This is a genomic window from Neobacillus soli NBRC 102451, assembly GCF_001591665.1.
Taxonomy (GTDB): Bacteria; Bacillota; Bacilli; order Bacillales; family Cytobacillaceae; genus Neobacillus; species Neobacillus soli.
This window is the reverse complement of record NZ_BCVI01000019.1, coordinates 1-17,388: the sequence shown is the minus strand read 5'-3', so window position 1 is coordinate 17,388 and position 17,388 is coordinate 1. Positions and strand designations below refer to the sequence as shown.

20 protein-coding genes are annotated in these 17,388 nt (G+C 37.9%); 10 read left to right on the top strand and 10 right to left on the bottom strand.

Going from position 1 to position 17,388, the window contains the following annotated elements:
* The 3 genes from BSO02S_RS07710 to BSO02S_RS07700 all read left to right on the top strand — a co-directional run bounded on the left by BSO02S_RS07710 (position 1) and on the right by BSO02S_RS07700 (position 2,387).
* Positions 1-915, top strand: a complete 915-nt coding sequence (locus BSO02S_RS07710) for an ABC transporter ATP-binding protein (RefSeq protein ID WP_066064918.1) — start codon at positions 1-3, stop codon at positions 913-915.
* Positions 908-1,888 carry an ABC transporter permease gene (locus BSO02S_RS07705; protein WP_066064915.1) on the top strand — a complete coding sequence of 327 codons (981 nt, stop codon included), beginning with the start codon at positions 908-910 and terminating at the stop codon, positions 1,886-1,888. The genes BSO02S_RS07710 and BSO02S_RS07705 overlap by 8 nt, the downstream gene beginning before the upstream one ends.
* Before the next feature lie 130 nt (positions 1,889-2,018).
* Entirely contained in the window at positions 2,019-2,387 is a 369-nt protein-coding gene (locus BSO02S_RS07700; RefSeq protein ID WP_066064913.1) for a VOC family protein, read from the top strand.
* A 112-nt stretch (positions 2,388-2,499) separates the two neighbouring features.
* On the opposite strand, the gene BSO02S_RS07695 is transcribed toward BSO02S_RS07700, so the two are convergent.
* On the bottom strand, positions 2,500-3,723 hold the full coding sequence (locus BSO02S_RS07695) for an NAD(P)/FAD-dependent oxidoreductase (protein ID WP_066064910.1): 1,224 nt from the start codon (positions 3,721-3,723) through the stop codon (positions 2,500-2,502).
* Between the two features lie 285 nt (positions 3,724-4,008).
* Between BSO02S_RS07695 and BSO02S_RS07690 the strand changes: the two genes are divergently transcribed.
* Entirely contained in the window at positions 4,009-4,566 is a 558-nt protein-coding gene (locus BSO02S_RS07690) for a hypothetical protein (RefSeq protein WP_066064907.1), read from the top strand.
* A gap of 42 nt (positions 4,567-4,608) precedes the next feature.
* Positions 4,609-4,734 (top strand): hypothetical protein, encoded by a 126-nt coding sequence (locus BSO02S_RS28255; RefSeq protein ID WP_268875990.1) that lies wholly within the window; start codon positions 4,609-4,611, stop codon positions 4,732-4,734.
* Positions 4,735-4,782: 48 nt separating this feature from the next.
* On the opposite strand, the gene BSO02S_RS07685 is transcribed toward BSO02S_RS28255, so the two are convergent.
* The 8 genes from BSO02S_RS07685 to BSO02S_RS07650 form a co-directional block, all read right to left on the bottom strand.
* Entirely contained in the window at positions 4,783-4,998 is a 216-nt protein-coding gene (locus BSO02S_RS07685) for a twin-arginine translocase TatA/TatE family subunit (RefSeq protein WP_066064905.1), read from the bottom strand.
* Between the two features lie 79 nt (positions 4,999-5,077).
* Complete coding sequence (locus BSO02S_RS07680) at positions 5,078-5,671, bottom strand: hypothetical protein (protein WP_066064900.1); 594 nt, start codon at positions 5,669-5,671, stop codon at positions 5,078-5,080.
* A 96-nt stretch (positions 5,672-5,767) separates the two neighbouring features.
* Positions 5,768-6,970, bottom strand: a complete 1,203-nt coding sequence (dltD, locus tag BSO02S_RS07675) for a D-alanyl-lipoteichoic acid biosynthesis protein DltD (protein ID WP_066064897.1) — start codon at positions 6,968-6,970, stop codon at positions 5,768-5,770.
* Positions 6,967-7,203: a D-alanine--poly(phosphoribitol) ligase subunit 2 gene (gene dltC / locus BSO02S_RS07670; RefSeq protein WP_066064894.1), complete on the bottom strand. Its 237-nt coding sequence runs from the start codon at positions 7,201-7,203 to the stop codon at positions 6,967-6,969. The genes dltD and dltC overlap by 4 nt, the downstream gene beginning before the upstream one ends.
* Positions 7,204-7,208: 5 nt before the next feature.
* Complete coding sequence (gene dltB, locus BSO02S_RS07665) at positions 7,209-8,375, bottom strand: D-alanyl-lipoteichoic acid biosynthesis protein DltB (RefSeq protein ID WP_066064891.1); 1,167 nt, start codon at positions 8,373-8,375, stop codon at positions 7,209-7,211.
* The gene (dltA, locus tag BSO02S_RS07660; RefSeq protein WP_066064888.1) at positions 8,372-9,889 is read right to left on the bottom strand and encodes a D-alanine--poly(phosphoribitol) ligase subunit DltA; all 1,518 of its coding nucleotides are present in this window, start codon (positions 9,887-9,889) and stop codon (positions 8,372-8,374) included. The genes dltB and dltA overlap by 4 nt, the downstream gene beginning before the upstream one ends.
* Before the next feature lie 18 nt (positions 9,890-9,907).
* Complete coding sequence (gene dltX, locus BSO02S_RS07655; protein WP_066064885.1) at positions 9,908-10,057, bottom strand: teichoic acid D-Ala incorporation-associated protein DltX; 150 nt, start codon at positions 10,055-10,057, stop codon at positions 9,908-9,910.
* A 149-nt stretch (positions 10,058-10,206) separates the two neighbouring features.
* Positions 10,207-11,256, bottom strand: coding sequence for a M42 family metallopeptidase (locus tag BSO02S_RS07650; protein WP_066064882.1), 1,050 nt, complete (start codon positions 11,254-11,256; stop codon positions 10,207-10,209).
* 242 nt (positions 11,257-11,498) lie between these two features.
* Between BSO02S_RS07650 and BSO02S_RS07645 the strand changes: the two genes are divergently transcribed.
* Positions 11,499-11,807, top strand: coding sequence for a hypothetical protein (locus tag BSO02S_RS07645; protein WP_066064879.1), 309 nt, complete (start codon positions 11,499-11,501; stop codon positions 11,805-11,807).
* A 109-nt stretch (positions 11,808-11,916) separates the two neighbouring features.
* Here BSO02S_RS07645 and corA read toward each other — a convergent pair whose 3' ends face one another.
* Complete coding sequence (corA, locus tag BSO02S_RS07640) at positions 11,917-12,867, bottom strand: magnesium/cobalt transporter CorA (RefSeq protein WP_066064876.1); 951 nt, start codon at positions 12,865-12,867, stop codon at positions 11,917-11,919.
* A 179-nt stretch (positions 12,868-13,046) separates the two neighbouring features.
* On the opposite strand from corA, the gene BSO02S_RS07635 reads away from it, so the two are divergent.
* Genes BSO02S_RS07635 through BSO02S_RS07620 form a run of 4 tightly spaced genes read left to right on the top strand, consistent with a single transcriptional unit; the run spans position 13,047 to position 17,288 of the window.
* Positions 13,047-14,390, top strand: a complete 1,344-nt coding sequence (locus BSO02S_RS07635) for a spore germination protein (protein ID WP_066064872.1) — start codon at positions 13,047-13,049, stop codon at positions 14,388-14,390.
* A 14-nt stretch (positions 14,391-14,404) separates the two neighbouring features.
* Positions 14,405-15,478, top strand: coding sequence for a GerAB/ArcD/ProY family transporter (locus BSO02S_RS07630; RefSeq protein WP_066064869.1), 1,074 nt, complete (start codon positions 14,405-14,407; stop codon positions 15,476-15,478).
* The gene (locus BSO02S_RS07625; protein WP_066064866.1) at positions 15,475-16,575 is read left to right on the top strand and encodes a Ger(x)C family spore germination protein; all 1,101 of its coding nucleotides are present in this window, start codon (positions 15,475-15,477) and stop codon (positions 16,573-16,575) included. Before BSO02S_RS07630 ends, BSO02S_RS07625 begins: the two co-directional genes overlap by 4 nt.
* 11 nt (positions 16,576-16,586) lie before the next feature.
* Positions 16,587-17,288 carry a DUF421 domain-containing protein gene (locus BSO02S_RS07620; protein WP_235846885.1) on the top strand — a complete coding sequence of 234 codons (702 nt, stop codon included), beginning with the start codon at positions 16,587-16,589 and terminating at the stop codon, positions 17,286-17,288.
* The last annotated feature ends 100 nt before the right edge of the window (positions 17,289-17,388 follow it).

Sequence of the window (17,388 nt, the reverse complement as noted above, 5' to 3'; positions counted from 1 at the left end):
ATGGAGAAAAAAATCACATTAGCTGTAAAGAATTTAAAAAAGGTGATTGGGAAAAAAGAAATCATCAAGGGGTTAACCTTCGATTTACGTGAAGGAGAGGTATTTGGATTCTTGGGACCAAATGGTGCCGGAAAAACGACAACGATTCGGATGCTTGTAGGACTAATCAAACCAACATCAGGCAGTATCCACATTTGTGGTTACAATTTAGACGAGCATTTTCAGGAAGCGATGATGAGCCTCGGCTGTATTGTTGAAAATCCTGAGTTATATCCCTATCTTTCAGGCTATAATAACCTCCTGCATTTTGCCCGGATGCTTGACGGGATTAGCGGGGAACGAATTAAAGAAGTTACCGAGCTCGTTGGACTAACTGAAAGAATCCATGATAAAGTAAAAACTTATTCATTAGGGATGAGGCAGCGATTAGGAATAGCTCAGGCCCTTTTAGGCAGGCCTAAAGTGCTGATTCTCGATGAACCAACAAATGGGTTAGACCCAGCCGGAATCCGCGAAATGCGGGAATTTATTCGTTTTCTTGCGGAAGATGAAGGCCTAAGCGTCCTTGTTTCCAGTCATTTATTAAGCGAAATTCAACTCTTATGCGACCGTGTCGCCATCATTTCAAAAGGGACAATTATTCGAACGGATACAGTCCAGCAGCTACTCGCAAATCGGGAACGAGTGGTATGGCGTATTTCTCCCTTTGAAAAAGGAAAACAAGTGTTAAGTTCATTAACACCAATGGAGGAGAAAGAGGACGGCACCATCCTGACAGAATTTGATGAAGAGAAGATACCAGAATGGAATAAACAGCTGGTTGAAGCAGGCGTTTCTGTCATCGAAATGAATCGAAAAATGCCAGTGCTTGAAGATTTATTCCTCGAACTTACCGGGGGTGATTCGATTGAATAAATTGATTCAAAATGAAATGATGAAGCTAATTGCCAAGAAACGACTTATCGTGATTGCGCTAATCATTGGCGTTCTCGTGATGTTATTTACCTATGCACAATATAAGCAAGTCCAAACACAACGAGAGAAATTAGGAACAAGCGATTGGCGCACGATTTTACAGCAGCAGATAGTCGATACGACCAACCGCTTAAGTAGCAGTCGAATGCAAGACGAATGGAAGAAGCAGCTGCAAATTTCCTTGAAGCAGCAACAATATTATCTTGATCATGATATCAACCCCGCCGAGCCGGGTGCACCAACGTTTATGAGAGTATTTCTGGAAAGCTCTATCGACCTATTTATACCCTTAATGGTCATGGTCATTGCCAGTGATTTGGTTTCCTCCGAGCATAGTCTTGGCTCTATCAAGCTATTGTTAACAAGGCCGGTGAAAAGATGGAAAGTACTTTTGAGCAAATATATAACCCTTTGTTTAGCGATTTCTTTAATCATCGCTATCTCTGGAATCCTTTCCTATTTAATATCCGGAGCGGTATTTGGGTTTAAAGGCTGGGGTGCACCCATCTTAACAGGGTTTAATGTGACGGAATCAGGATTAAACACCTCTGCTGTAAAACTGATGAGTATGTGGAGATTTTTGTTGATGGATTTTGGGCTTGTTTGGTTTGTTGCGATTGTGGTCGGTTCCTTATCCTTCATGCTTTCCGTTTTAATCCGCAGTACGGCGGCGGGGATGGGTGTGATGCTTGCTGCCTTAATCTCAGGAGCGATCTTAACGAATATGGTATCCTCATGGGAATCGGCCAAATACCTTTTTATGGTCAATTTACGGTTAACCGACTATATGAAAGGAACGGCACCGCCGATAGAAGGAATGAATCTCTCCTTCTCGATTATAGTCTTATTCGTTTGGTGGGCAGCCGCCTTGTTCGTTTCGTTTTTTGTCTTTACTAAAAAAGATGTCTATTAATGAAAAAGGGCTATTTCTAAAAATGAGGAATGGCCCTTTTTCATACGCTATAAGTCCGTTTTAATTTGAAAGAAAATTAGAAATTTTGTAAAATGGAAAGTAGAAATTTGAAAAATACGGAGGGGTCAATATGGGTTTTTTATTAAAAAAAATCGACCATATCCAACTTGCTGCTCCCAAAGGCTGTGAGGAAGCAGCTAGAGAATTTTTTAGCGGAATTCTAGGGCTGACCGAAGTCGAAAAGCCTGAGGAATTAAAGAAACGCGGTGGGGTGTGGTTTGAATTCGGGACGTTTCAACTTCACATTGGCGTAGAAGAACCATTTTCACCAGCAAAAAAAGCGCATCCCGCCTTTGCGATTGAAAATATTGAAGCGTTAAAAAAGCACCTAAGTAAGAAGGATGTTCCCTATACAGAAGACAACAATCTTCCAGGTGCGAGCCGAATCCATGTCAATGACCCGTTTGGCAATCGGCTTGAGTTTTTAGAATGGGACTAAATTTGGGGGAAGTTAAGGCCTGTCATTATAAGGGATTATTTTATATCAAATCTGCCGGTAAGTGGAGGGAAGTCCAGCCGGCAGAGATAATAATTAAAATAAATAGTTAAGGCTATTGCTTCGCCGTCATTTTTACTGGTTCACGGCTTACGCCAACGTGCTGCTTGATTATAAGTGCAGGGCCGCCTAGATTAAACAGGTAGCGGGCTTCAATAACTTGCTTCATAAAGGCCCCAAATAAGCCGGATAAGCGGAAATCACCTACTTTACCAACAGCGGCCATAAGTCCCAATGATGCAACCGATCCTTTGTGATGATATTCAAAGGTCATTAGTGATTCGCCTCGCAAGCTGTCAACGATGTTTTTCGCACAAATAGGTGCCTGCTGCAGGGCTACTTGTGCTGTCGGTGGGAGGGAAGATTGCTCATCCTTCATGAATAATGAGCAATCTCCGATACTAAAAACGTTTTTCATGTTTTTAACACGAAGATAAGAATCCACCGGGATTTTGCCTTTTTCAATCGGTAATCCCCATTTTTGAACAATCGTGTTTCCTTTTACACCACAAGACCAGATTAATGTCTGAGTCGGAACATTGATATTGTTTTCAAGTACAACTTTTTCAGGTGTACATTCAAGTATTTTAGTTGAAGTGATTAATTCAATATGACGCTTTTCTAAGACTTCAGTCGTATATTCGATGCATTGCTTAGGGAAAAATGGGATAACGGATGGTGACGCTTCAATGGCGACAATTCTTACTTTTTCAAATGGAATATCATGTTCCTTACAAAGTTTTGGAAGGCCATCAGCCAATTCCCCTAGCATCTCAATACCTGTAAAACCGCCGCCGGCTACAACGAAGGTTAAACGAGATGGATTTTGGTCCTCTTTATAAAGAGTAAATTGTTTTTTGATGTGATGGTAAATCGCTTTGGAGCTTCTAAAGCTGCGAATTTCAAATGCATGCTCCTTAATACCAGGAATACCAAACGTTTCAACTTCAAATCCCAAGGCTATTAATAAATAGTCATATTTGACCATTTCTCCGTCTTCAAGATGTACTTCTTGGTTATCGATATCAACAGTTGATACCGCTGCTTTTAAAAAACGAGTTTTGTTAACATTGATTAATTCTGGGATGGACAGAGCAATTTGACGATCCGTCGCAGTCCCCACGCCTGTTTTATGAAGCTGTGTTGTCAGGTAATGATATTCATGTTTATTAATTAGCGTAACATCTGCTTCACCAGATTTTAATAATTTCTCTAGGGTTTTATTTGTGATGAGTCCCCCATAGCCTGCTCCTAGGATGACAATTTTTGGTTTATCCATAACTTCCCACTCCCCATATATTTTTATAAGGTTTCTCTATGATTATATTGTGAAGCATTTCACAATATAATTTTAAAAAAATAGAACAATCGCTCTTATATTTGTGAAACATTTCACATATTCACTATAATCTTAGATTACGATACTACGAAGTAAATCGCAAGTGGTTTATAACTAAATATTTGTCAAATTGGTAAATTTTTATTTGAAAAAGGGGAATGATAAATTCGTGCTGATTTAAAATCTGCTAATTTCCAAATATTAAATGGATGGAAGGAGATATTTATGAAATTGAAAATGTTATGTTTGTCGTTGGGATTGCTATTATCGATCCCAGGGTTAGCTGCAGCAAATACAAATAATCCTGAGCCTAGAGACCATGAGGGGAAAACACCTTGTAATTGTCAAGAAGAAAGAAATCATCACATGATGCATAAAGATTGGCAGGCAAAGATGGCGGAAAGGGAGCAATTGCTGCTTTCATGGGTGGACCAATATACTCCCGCTAAAAAAGGAGAATGGACGAAAGCTCTGGAAGAAAAGAAGGCCCTTCGTAACCAATGGATGAGTTCTGAATACGCTCAAAAACGTGAGCAGTGGAAAAAAGATAAACAGGCCAAAATAGAGGAACTGAAAAAACAATTCAAAGAAGGTAAGTTAACGAAAGAGGAATTTATTAAAAAGGCACATGGCGGTAAAGATATGGCGCATTGGAAAACGTTCCATGACCTAAGGATCGCAGTTGATAAAAAAGATAAAAAGCAGGCCGAAACACTTCTAAATCAACTGTTAGAGCAATTTAAACAGCATAATCAAAGAATCAAAGAAATGATGAAAAAGTAATCAAAGCATTTAGGAAGCAGGGAAGTTAAAAGGAGGATTTCGATGGACAGAAAAAAGTTAATGATGACTACTGTTGCCTTAGGAGCAGCGTACCTGCTTCGTAATCCAAAGTCCCGCAAAAAATTAAAGAATCAGTTCCAAGCTTTCGCCGAAAAATCAAAAAGATAGGGAAGAAAAAAATCCTCTGACAAAAATGTCAGAGGATTTTAACAATCATTATTTTTTTAAGTCAATTTTCTCTTGGTTTACTTCTTTAATATCCTCTTTTATTTCTGCTTTAATATCGTCAGCAATACCCTCGGTTGCTTTCTTAAATTCGCGGAGTGACTTACCAAATGCGCGGCCAACTTCAGGAAGTTTGTTTGGGCCAAAGATAACTAAGGCGACAATGAGGATTAAAATTAATCCCGGAAAACCAATATTAGAAAACATTTTTTCATCTCCTAGTGATGAGTGCTTTTTTTCAATCTCTATTATACCTTTTTCTCTGAAAATGTACTAATATAATCCGTTATGAAAAGGTGGCATGAATCATAAATAAAATAAAAAAAGCGATGGCGAGTTTGAAATGCCATTGTTTATCAGTTCTTTTAAAGCGTTTTAAACCCAAAAACATAAGAAATATCAAAACGACCATTGATGCGATTCCCGTTAAGTAAGTAAAGTCCACTTTAAATCCTCTTAAAATGGCTAAAATACTGTGGAGGACAATGAGTCCAGTTGAAAGAAGGGCAGCTGGCACATGCCATTTTCTCACAAGCTTAGCTAAGAGCTGCAAAAGACCTTTTAACTGAAAGTTTCCCCATTGAAAATTCTTAACCTTTTTTAACTTTAATAAGAAATAAATAGGATAAATTGAAATAACAACAAAATAACCGATTCTTGAAATCGAACCCAATTGTTTAAATGTCCCTTTATAGTGACGGAAGTCTTGCGTAAATAATTGTTGGTGATTAGCAATGATCAAAAGTATTCCAGATAGAATTAAAATGGCCGAAACAAGGAAAGAAAGAATAATGATTTTTCTTTCCTTGCGATTAGGAATAAACTTAGATAAAAAACTAGATTTTTTAGTTGGTTGGGAGGAATAAATAATTTTAACCACACACCTTTATAGTAATTTAAAGGTATTATAACCAATAAAGATTAAATTTTTATAAAAAGGCAGTTAAATCATTCTTAATTAAGATTGAAAAAGCGGTTAGTTTAACCTGCCGAGATCTTCTTCAACCTTCTTCCCTTCGTAAAAATTCTTTATAGCTTTATCCGTATATACCCAGCCTTTCCAGCCAATATGGATGGTGTCCTTCATAAAATATGGATCATATTCATGATTAGAGAAATCGGCAATTTGAAAGCCTTGTGACTGAATTTGTTTCTTTATTCGTTCGTAATACGCTGTTCGGCCTTCCTTAGGGAAGCCGGTATAATCGTACCATTTCCCGTTCACTGGAACGGAAATAAACAACGGCTGTGCACCAGATTCCTTTAAAACATCAAGCAACAGCTGAAAGTCATCATATTCAGGGGATTTTCCATAGGAAGCCCCTTTTTTTGAATCCTTTAATGAAGGAACCATTTTTTTAATTTTATTAAATTGGCCATTCGTAATACAAAATTGATTGTTTTTGGATTTTCTAGACCCCATTTTTTCAGCTTGAATTGCCAATTTACCCCACGACTTATCTCTTACCTTGTGGCTAATTTCCCGCTTATGCGGCTTACCGCCAACTAAAGAATAATAAAGATCCTTTTTCACAAGTAAATTACGATAGGCATAGGCAAAAGGCCGAACTAGCGAAGCTTTACGCTTCATCCAAGGATCATTCGTTATCTCAGCTTGATAAATAGTTGAAAGAAACGGATCGTCTTTGACCGGTGAAAATTTTAACAGACGTTTTATCGCTTCTTTCTTAATAGTTGGATTAACCTTTTGGTTAAAAGCAAAATCATATCCTTGTAAGGAGGAATAATTAGGAACAAAATGGGACTCATCTGTCCCTTGCGGTTGGAACCATTGCGGGGACAGGACGAAAACCATTTTCTTACCCTTAAGTTGATTGGTATGCTCGGAAAAATTCAATAAATGGATCAACGATTCCGTTCCACCGCGGCCTATGAGGAAAGGAGTAAATTCTTCCCCTGTCACTTTAAAATAATTGGACGGATGGAAACGATCGAGCCGTGCCAGCTCCGATGAACCATAAATAGGCAAAAAATGCTTATTTTCAAGCATTTTTTGCTGAACATACTTACCTTGAAACATGAATGGATTTAACTCCGTAGCTGCCTGATTGATTCTTTCCTTTGGAATCATGCCCTCAATCCATTTGTTCGGTATCAACACCACGATCAGGAGAACAAGTAAGGCTAGGATGATCGGTGAGAATAACGGCTTTTTCATTTCCAATCAGCCAGCTGAAGGGCGATTGAATTTGGCGTGTTCCATAGGTCGCGGTCAAATTCAGAAATCGGAACCATGATGCCAAAGCGTTCTTCCACTTGAACGAGAAGTTCAATCGTTCCGAATGAATCCAATAAACCCGCATCAAATAAATCAATATCTGGATTTTCCTTTACAATATCATCCTGGCAAATTTCTGCTAATAATGTAATGATTTCATTTATAAATTCCATCGTAATCAAACTCCCTTGTGAAATAATTGTCCTGAGAAAATATAAAATCCAAAGCAAACGAAATGGAAGGTAATGATAATCGCCACAGCATGTGTAAATTTATTTTGCGGCCACCATTTATGCTTTTTATTAAAACGTTCGAAAGAATTGTAGATTACCATAAGCAAAGCATGATAGATTCCGTAAAGAATGTATTGGATTTCAAGACCATGCCAGATACCCATGAGTAAAAATAGCAATATATAGCCAAGATTTGAAACAAGGTTACGGTTTTTGATCCACTTTTTCTTCATTATCCAAAAGACAAAGCGCATATAGACAAAGTCCCTAAACCAGAAGGAAAGGCTCATATGCCATCGATTCCAGAAGTCTTTAATATTTCGGCTTATGAAAGGCAGATTGAAGTTTTCTGGAGATTTGATGCCCATAATATAACTAACACCAATCGCAAAAGCACTATAACCAGCAAAGTCAAAAAAGAGATAGAGGCTGTAAGAATACATATAATAGAGCTGATGTTCAAATTGGCTATGGGCATAAAATCTTAATTTAGCAATAAAAAAGTGATTAATAGAGTAACCAATAATATATTTATATAAAAATCCTTGAAAAATTTTGTTGATCCCTTGATATAAAAGTAATTTATATTGGTCTGCTGTTACCTCTGCTTGAAAGTTTTTTTCAAAGCGGCGGTAACGGTCAATCGGACCCGATGAGATGGTCGGAAAGAACAAGATAAAATAAAGTAAGCGGGAGAGCGGTATGTCCTTTTTAATAAGACCATCCCTTGTCTCCATAATTAATTGGATGCCTTTAAAGGTTAAATAAGAAATTCCTAGGAAACCAATCAAATTCACTTGTGAAAAATAAGGCATAAGTTTTGACAGGGCCAATGGAAGAATCGAAAGAATAACAGCAAGATAAAAAATGCTGTTCCCATTGGCTTTTTTTCGATAAGCAATGTATGACTTTATTAAAAGAACCTGCCAAATGGTAAATAGTATTAATGCAATCGCCCCACGAAGAGTGGAAGAGAAAATTAAACCGAGCGCCAAAATGGTAACGAACATGTTATAGGTTTGAAATCTCTTTCCCTGCAACCCAAGAATAATCGTTGGTGCAAGTAGGATGGCAACGATGAAAAAGAATGTAAAAGAACCATATGGTGTCATGATAGTACCAATTCCCTAATTTGTTTTCGGTCAATCTTACCGTTCGGTGTCATCGGAAGTTCATCCCGATAGGTGAACTTTCTAGGAATCATATAAGCTGGAATGACCTCACTCAGTTCCTTTTTAATCGCACTTGTTAATTGATATTCCTTTTCAAAGTCATTCTCCGCAGGTGTAATCGCCGCCAATAAATAGTCAATTTTTTCTTTTTGATAAACCGGAACGACTACAACCGATTTCACGTATTTTGAATGAGTTATATGATATTCAATTTCTTCCAATTCCATCCGGTAGCCGTGCAGTTTAATCTGAAAATCAATCCGGCCTTTATAAAACAGAAGCCCGTCTTGATCACAGTAGCCGGCATCACCCGTTCTGTATGCCTGTACTCCTGAAATTTTATAAAATGCTTTATCAGTTAGTTCTTGCTCCCCTAAATAGCTCTTGCTTACACTAGGGCCGACGATAATCAGTTCACCTATCTCTCCAGGCTGGACCTCCAACCCATTTTCACCGAGTAGTAAAATACTAGTATCTGGTTTCGTTTTTCCAATCGGTAAATTCGGATAGAGCTCTAACATGGCAGCTGTAATCTCAATGGAAGTAATCGCAACGGTCGCCTCCGTCGGCCCATACGTATTGAATATTTTTGCCTTTGGGAAGCGCTCCATTAATTGCTTGCAAATCGCTGCTGGCAGGATTTCTCCGCAAAATAAAAAAACGCGTAGGGCGGGAAGTAATTCCTGCGTAAACGACGGGTCCATTAAACACATCTGCACAAATGATGGTGTTGACGTCCAAACCTGTGTTTTTGATTTCAGTAAGGCCTCAAATAAAATTTTTGGTTTGGCAATCATTTCTTTCGTAATCGCAAAAATGGTTCCACCGCTGGCAAGAGCAGGGTAAAGATCCATGACTGATAGATCAAAAGAGTAGGGTGCTTGATTTAAAAAGCGGAGAGAACCACTAATTGGAAAATCAGCAGTCATCCAATCAACAAAGCTCTCCAAATTATTGGCAGAAATTTGTACACCTTTTGGATTTCCGGTACTTCCGGACGTATAAATGATATAAAAATTTTCATCGCCGCGAACCCAGTTTGAAGGATTGCTTGGCTCTTCATAAGCTTGTTTCAACATGATTTCATTGAAATTAAAAATGAATGCAGCAGAATTGTCAATAACCATCTGCTCTCCTGAAACATTAATGATTAACTCTGTTTTGGCACTGTCAATTATTTTATTGACCCTGTCGATAGGGATGGAAGTATCAACAGGAATATACGAATGTCCTGCCTTTACACATCCCAGGAAGGAAGCAATCATTTGCGCTTCCATATGACCGTAAACTAAAACAGAAGAACCCATTTTTAGGTTTTGTTTAGAAATGAAAGCAGCAATGCGCTCTGATTGTGTCCAAAGCTCATCATAAGTGATTTCGGTGTTGGGAGAAATATAGGCCAATGCTGCTGGTTGTGAAAGCGCTAGGGCTCTAATGGTGTCTAACATTTTCATTTTCAAGGCTTCCTCCCGTTAAAAATCATTGTAAATATATGAACCGGCGCTCGCATCATTAAATCCATACATAAAAAATAACAGAAGCAAAATTAGTAAGTAATAGGCAAAGCGGCCTAACCAATTAAGCTTTTGGTTCGTAAAGAACACCTTTAATTTATGAAACATGGCGGTTTACCCCCCAAAAGTAAATTTGTGATAAAATGTAAAATTAATAACAATTCCTTAACAAGACTTAACTATCATAAAGCGGTTTTGTAATGGATGCAATAAAAATTTAGTTAAAATTTAATTAAAAGTTAAGGAAAGCATGGTATTTAAAGGACTAATTCAGATTGAACGTACTTATTCAAGAGCCTTGCTGTATTTTCAATCGATGATTGATGGGTACGTTCAAAAGCATGGGACGAATCGATGCCAGGGCCGATTAAGCCGTGAACAATGTCGTGTCCAGAGCGGATCGCTGCCGAAGCATCTGAACCATAGAACGGATAAATATCAAGTTTATAATCGATTTTATTCTCAAGGGCGAGGCGAACCAAATTTTTTCGCAATTGGTAATGATAAGGACCGCTAGCATCCTTGACGCAAATGGAAACGGTATATTCGTCCGTTGACTGCCCGTCTCCCATTGCGCCCATATCAACAGCTAAATACTCTACCGTTTCTGGGGTAATATTTGAGTTGCCACCGTAGCCGATTTCTTCATTGTTTGAAATCAGAAAATGGGTTGTATATGGCAAGTGAATGTTTTCTGTTTGAATTTGCTTTATTAATTGAAGGAGAATGGCAACACTTGCCTTATCATCCAAATGGCGGGATTTTATATAGCCTCCTGGAGTGACTTCTACCCGCGGGTCAAATGAAACAAAATCGCCGACCTCAATGCCAAGTGCCCTTACTTCCTCTGCAGTATGTACTTTTTCATCAATTCTTACTTCCATGTTATCCTGATTTCTCTCTGCTTTTCCTGCATCCTTATAGACGTGCACAGATGTTTGGTGCATGAGAATGGTGCCTGTAATTTTCTTTCCGCTGCTCGTTTCAATTTGGCAGTATTCACCTTCAATCGAGTTGTACTTAAAGCCGCCAATCAAATCAATCTTTAATCTGCCATTCGATTTTACTTCCTTTACCATCGCCCCAAGTGTATCTACGTGCGCAGTAAGCATTCTGTGTTTGCTTGAATCTTTCCCCTCGATTGTCGCTATAAGTCCGCCTTTACGATTTCTGCTTGTTTTTAACCGTAATTCGGCAAGGAATTTTTCAACAAAGGTAATGACCTCATTCGTATTTCCTGATGGGCTTGGAATGGACACTAAGTCTGTTATTAATTTTAACGTCTCTTCTAAATTGATATTAGCCACCTTAATGACCCCTTTCTGAAATTTAATACTTACCTATTATACATAAAATTGGAAATGTCATGTTGGAAAAAGATTAATTGACAACTTTTTTAATGCTATTGCATAGGTTAACCTGTGCCAGGATTTTATATTTAATGGTTAAATACAGAAAAATTCGGGCATAAATGGAACTATTCTAACTATTTGAAAAATGGTTTAGAGGAGTTAATACAGCCACTTACACAAGCGGGAGGAGAAAAAAGTTGACTAGAGTAGAATTATATAACCACAAGCCGAAGCAATCTTCCTGGAAGGGTCTATTTTTTTTGATAACAGCTTGCCTGATCCTAGCAGTCGGTTTCTATGTTGTTCGCTATTACTACCAAAGCACGATAAAAATTGAAGCACCCTTAGAACATCCAGGAGAAAAGGTTGTTATTCATCTTCCAAATGGGCAAAAAGTTTTTACGTATGAAAATCTCATTTTTGAAAAGGATGGCAAAACTTATTATCAAGGCGAGCGGAATACGATTGATTTAACTGGCGGGACTGTTGATCATGAAGATTGGTAATAGTAACCAAGAAAGACTAGCGTAATTTTTCGCTAGTCTTTTTTAAAAGATAAGAAAGAATAAATTTTGGCTTTGAAAATTGTCCAGCTCCAGCGCCCTTGCGCTTTTCTTATTTAAACCATCCCTTTTTATTAAACCAAATATACATTCCCAGCGCGATTAGAAACATAAGGAATAGTGCGCCAAAATAGCCGTATTTCCAGTTCGTTTCCGGCATATTCCGGAAGTTCATCCCATAAACACCGACGATGAAAGTGAGCGGCATGAAGATGGTGGTGATAACGGTTAATACCTTCATTACATGGTTTGTTTCATTTGAATTAATGGAAATATAGCTATCGCGGATGTCGGTGGTTAGTTCGCGACTGGCCTCAATCATTTCCGTTAATTTCAGCAAATGGTCATAAATATCAGAGAAATAGGCGATTTTTCCGCGAATACTTGTCAGTCGCTGCGAGTTAATAATCCGGTACAAAAGGTCACGCATCGGTGTAATCGTATGCCTTAAGGAGAGGAGGTCGTGTCTCGTCTCAAACAAATCCTTTAACAATGCTTCCATCGATCTTCCTTTCGAATTATCATCAATTTCATTTAAGGTATCATCAATTTGATTAACAAGCGGGAAATAATTATCGACCATTTTATCAAGAACATAGTAAAAGACATGGAAGGGGTCCCACTTATCCACTTCTGTTGATAAATTGAGACGGTTCCAAACATCATCCACCTCGGGAGACAGCTCATGGTGAAAAGTAACCACGTATTTTTCATTCAGAAAAAAGTTAACTTCTTCCCTTGTAATTGTTTTTTGATTTAAGGCCTGGACCACAAAAAAGGTATGATCCTCATAATAATCAAGCTTTGGCCGCTGCAAATGATGGATACAATCCTCAATCGCCAAATGATGGAAGGAAAGTGGGTGCCTGAGAAATTCAACTTCATCTTCGGTTGGTTGGTTAAAATCAATCCAATACCATTTAAACTCTCCCGACACTAATTGCGTTATTTCAATGTCTTTGACTAATTTATTTTCTTTACTGACAGCGACCGTTCGTAACATATAACACCCTACTATCTTCAATTATTTACATTATATAAATAGACAATATCAAAATAATTAAACCATAACTAGCATTAAGCTATTTTCCTCATTAAAAAATAGCGGATTTTTCTTTTTAGAATAAAATACCAATCATTGTGGGAACTTATGAAAAAAGAAGCTCGTAAAGAGGTTAAAAAATGCCATCTAACAACGTCCAAACCATCCGAGATCATCTGTTAAATATGCTGCAGCAACCGGAAGATATGGTTTTTAAGGAGAACCATTCAAAAGAAAAATATATGGAAGCACTTTATATTAAATCGATTTGCGATGAAGCAATCTTACATGATAACATTCTTAAGCCTTTTTTTGAAATAACTGGTCCAGAGGAATTTCTAAATTTTCTGCAATCGAACCCCAAAGTAAGTGAATATGAAGATGAACAAAAAGCACTTGAAGAGTTGTTGCGGGGGGTAGCGATTCTTTTTTATCAGGATTTTGTTTTCTTGTTTGATTGTAAAATGGACCGAAATAATGCTGTTATGGATACAACTGTCGAAACAACGATTCAAGGTCCACAAGCAGGTTTTAGTGAAAGCCTGCCTGTTAATCTTGGATTAATTCGTCAGCGTTATCCTAGTACGGCTTTAATGGTGGAATCAAGTACAGTAGGAAATCTCTCTAAAACCCGGGTAATGATTCTTCATGATACTAGGTTTACCGATCCTGATACGTTAAAAAGAATAAAAAAGTTTTTAGCCAATGTGGATATTGATATGTTCCAATCAGGAGAGCAATTGTTCGATTCGCTCAGGAAATCAAATAAGGCTCTATTTCCATTGATGCTAGTAACGGAAAGGCCTGACCGTGTAGCGGTGAATCTATCAATGGGTAAAGTGATCCTGTTAATTCACGGTTCTTCGTTTGCTGTCATTTTGCCCACTGTCATGAAGGATTTGATGGCCTCGATGGAGGATATTTATCAGGCTTATTGGATCACCAAATTTTTAAAAGTTCTTCGCTATACCGCCTTTAATGTCAGCTTGATTCTTCCTGGTTTATATGTAGCAGTAACAAGCTATAATCCTGAGATATTTCGGATTCAATTAGCGTTGTCCATTGCTGGGAGTCGAACAGCAATACCGTATCCATCCTATATTGAAGTAGTGTTAATGCTTTTCATGGTGGAGCTGTTAACGGAGGCAAGTATCCGGCTGCCAAAAGCCGTTGGCCCGACTGCAACAACAGTGGGTGGTTTGATTTTAGGACAGGCTGCAGCAGAAGCAGGGCTTGTCAGTAATATTATGATTGTAATTGTTTCATTTGTGGCGATTTCAAACTTTGTCGTTCCGATTAATGCGTTCAGTTTTACTATTAGGGTATTAAAGTATTTCGTTTTATTAATTTCTTCACTATTCGGACTGGTTGGAGTCGTCTTAGGCTTCTTTTTGGTCCTGGCCTATATGGTGAAACTTGATAGTTTCGGGGAGCCGTTTTTAACGCTGGTTCAAAGTAAACCAGGAGAGAACAGTAATAAATAGGAGGGGAGGAAGGGATGAACCGTTATTTTTTATATTTAGTTTTATTAAATATGATTGTCAATGTCATCATCTTTGTGCCCAAAATCTTAATTGAATACCGGTACAATGGGGCCGTTATGGGGGTGTTAATTGCCATTCCGATTGGTATAGCGTTAAATTATTTTTATAGTACTGCCATCAACAGGTTTCCTGAGCAGGGCCTCCCTGAAATTTCAGCTAATTCCAAGCATCGCTGGTTAAAAATAATCCACTTTGGCAGTATCCAATTAATCTGGTTTTCGGCTGGACTGATCACGCTAGTTGGGTTTATTGATATATTAGTCAGGTTTATTAACCCAGAAATGCCAAAATTAGCCTTGCTCGTTATCTATTTAGCCGCAATTTTTTTAATCATTCAGCTCCCTACACAAAGAGTTGTGTATTTTATGGAAATTGTCCTATTTTTTAATACGCCCTTAATCGCCTTTATTATTTTTAAGGCATTTGCAAATGATTATCTTAGCTGGGATTCAATGCTAGAGGTCGGTACCCATATTTTTGAAAGACCAAGTATAAAATCAATCGCTGCAGCTACCTATTGTTTTTCCGGTTACTCCAATTTGATAATTTTTAATCGTGTGATTAATGGGAAATTGAAGGTTTTGAATTTTATTGCTATTTTTATATTTGGAGTATTCAATTTATTTACGACCTTTTTTATTCCAATTGGTTTTCACGGTTCAGATGGGGCCAATGAATATCTTTATCCCTGGATTTCAACGGCAGATTCACTTCGGTTAGTGTATAGCCCGATTGAACGAGTCATCTTTTTATTTTTGATGTTTTACATGAGCATCACGCTAATAAGTGTCTCAGTCCATTGGCACGTTGCTTATGAATTAATTAAGGGAACTTTTAAAGAAAAAGTAAGTAAAAAACAGAATTTGCTGATCCTTTCTATTTTTTCCGGTGCTTCGATTGCCGGGGTGATTTTCTTAAATACATTACTGTTAAATAAAGTAACCGTTTATTGGATGATTGTCCGTCTAGGCTTTGAAATTGTTCTAGTCGCAATCTTTTTCATTTGGGCTAGGAGGCGGTCGGTATGAAATCCTTAAGCAATTGGAGACTAGTAGTCATTATTCTCTCTTCTATTATATTGTTAAACGGCTGCGGTTTTAAAGATATTGATAAACGTTTTTTTGTTGTCAGCATCGGTGTGGACCTTGCGAAAAACAGTTCAAAGAAATATCTCGTCAGCCTTAAATTTGCCATCCCAAAAGCTTCTAGGGATAGTCCTACTGAATTCGAAATTGTTTCGGAAAAAGCTGATTCGATTTCTGAAGCCGTAAGAATTATTAAAACAAAAGTAGATAAAGAGGTAGATTTCAGTCATGCAAAGGTCATCGTAGTTGGTGAGGAGGTTGTGAAAGAAAAAGGTAATGCTGGAATCTATTATTGGTTTACAAGAAGGAGAGATATCCAAGCAATTGCCTGGGTCGCTATTGGGAAACCAACCGCATTAGAGGTATTAAAAGTAAAGCCAAAATCAGAGTTTATCCCATCAAATGCCTTGTTTCTCTCATTAGGGAAAGATGGATCAGAGACTCCATATGTCATATCAGAGTTCCTGTTTGACTTTAAGTATCGCTTGATTGAACGTGGCATTGATCCGATGCTCCCAATCATTGAAGCGAAAAAGGATATTTTAGAAATTAATAAAGTTGGACTTTTTAATAAAAGCTATCAAAAGTTGGCCCTTAACCCGGAAGAGACAAAAATAGTTAGTTTCTTAAGAAAGAGGGAGGAGAAAAGCGCAAATAAAATAACCAAAGGAAAAATAGTGGTCGTTATTGATACACATAAAGTGAAGACGAAATATAAAATCCATACTCCTAAAGGAAAAACTCCATATATAAAGGTAAATGTTTCGCTTGAGGGGACATTGGAAGAGGCTACAAGACGTGTACCAAACGAAAAATTATCATCCTATGAGAAAGCCGCCGAAAAAACATTAAACAAGGAAATTAGAAATGTGCTTGTGAAAATCCAAAAAGCTAATCTTGACCCAATTGGGTTTGGTCTGCGATATCGCTCACGCCATTTCAATAATGATGATTGGGAGGAGTGGAAACGGATTTACCCTGAGATTAAATTTAAGGTCCAAACTAAAATGCAAATTGAAGATACTGGATTAATTGAATAAGGAGAGGAAGAATGCAGATGAATTTGATTGAAGTTTTCTGCAGGGCAGTCGGCGCTTTTTTCGTCCTTTTTCTGTTGACAAGGATTATGGGGAGAAAACAGATTTCCCAGTTGACTTTTTTTAACTATATTACCGGAATCTCAATCGGGACGATTGCCGGGTCCTTAACTGTCGACCCAAGTTTGAAAGTGTCTGCAGGTATTGTCAGCCTTTTGACATGGTCTGGGTTAACATTGCTGGTTGCTTTCCTAGATTTAAAATCGCGAAAGGCACGGCAGCTTATTGATGGCGAGCCCGTCATTGTTATTAAACAAGGGAAAGTATTAGAACAGAAATTACAAAATTTACGCTTAGATATGGATGAATTGCTGAAGCTCCTACGCGGCAAGGATGTATTTTCTATCGCTGAAGTCGAATATGCCATTTTTGAAACAAATGGCGAATTATCCGTTCTATTAAAAGCTGGAAAGCAACCACTGAAACAAGAAGTTATACCGATTACAAAGCAGCCGCAGCAAACCCCAATCCCGGTTCAGCTCATTGCTGATGGTAAAATAATCGATGAAAACCTGAAGCAGTTTAACATAAATCGAAGCTGGGTTGAACAGAAATTAATGGTGTCAGGCATCAAGCTTTCTGAAGTTTTTTATGCGGAACTGCAACAGGATGGTTCCTTGTATGTGGATAAACGTTCGGACCATTTATTCCATTAAAAGAGGCATTCCGTTAAATAGGAATGCCTTTCATTTTAAAAGATAAGAAAGTATATAATTTTCGACTTTGAGAATTGTCTAGCTTCAGCGTCCTAGCAGC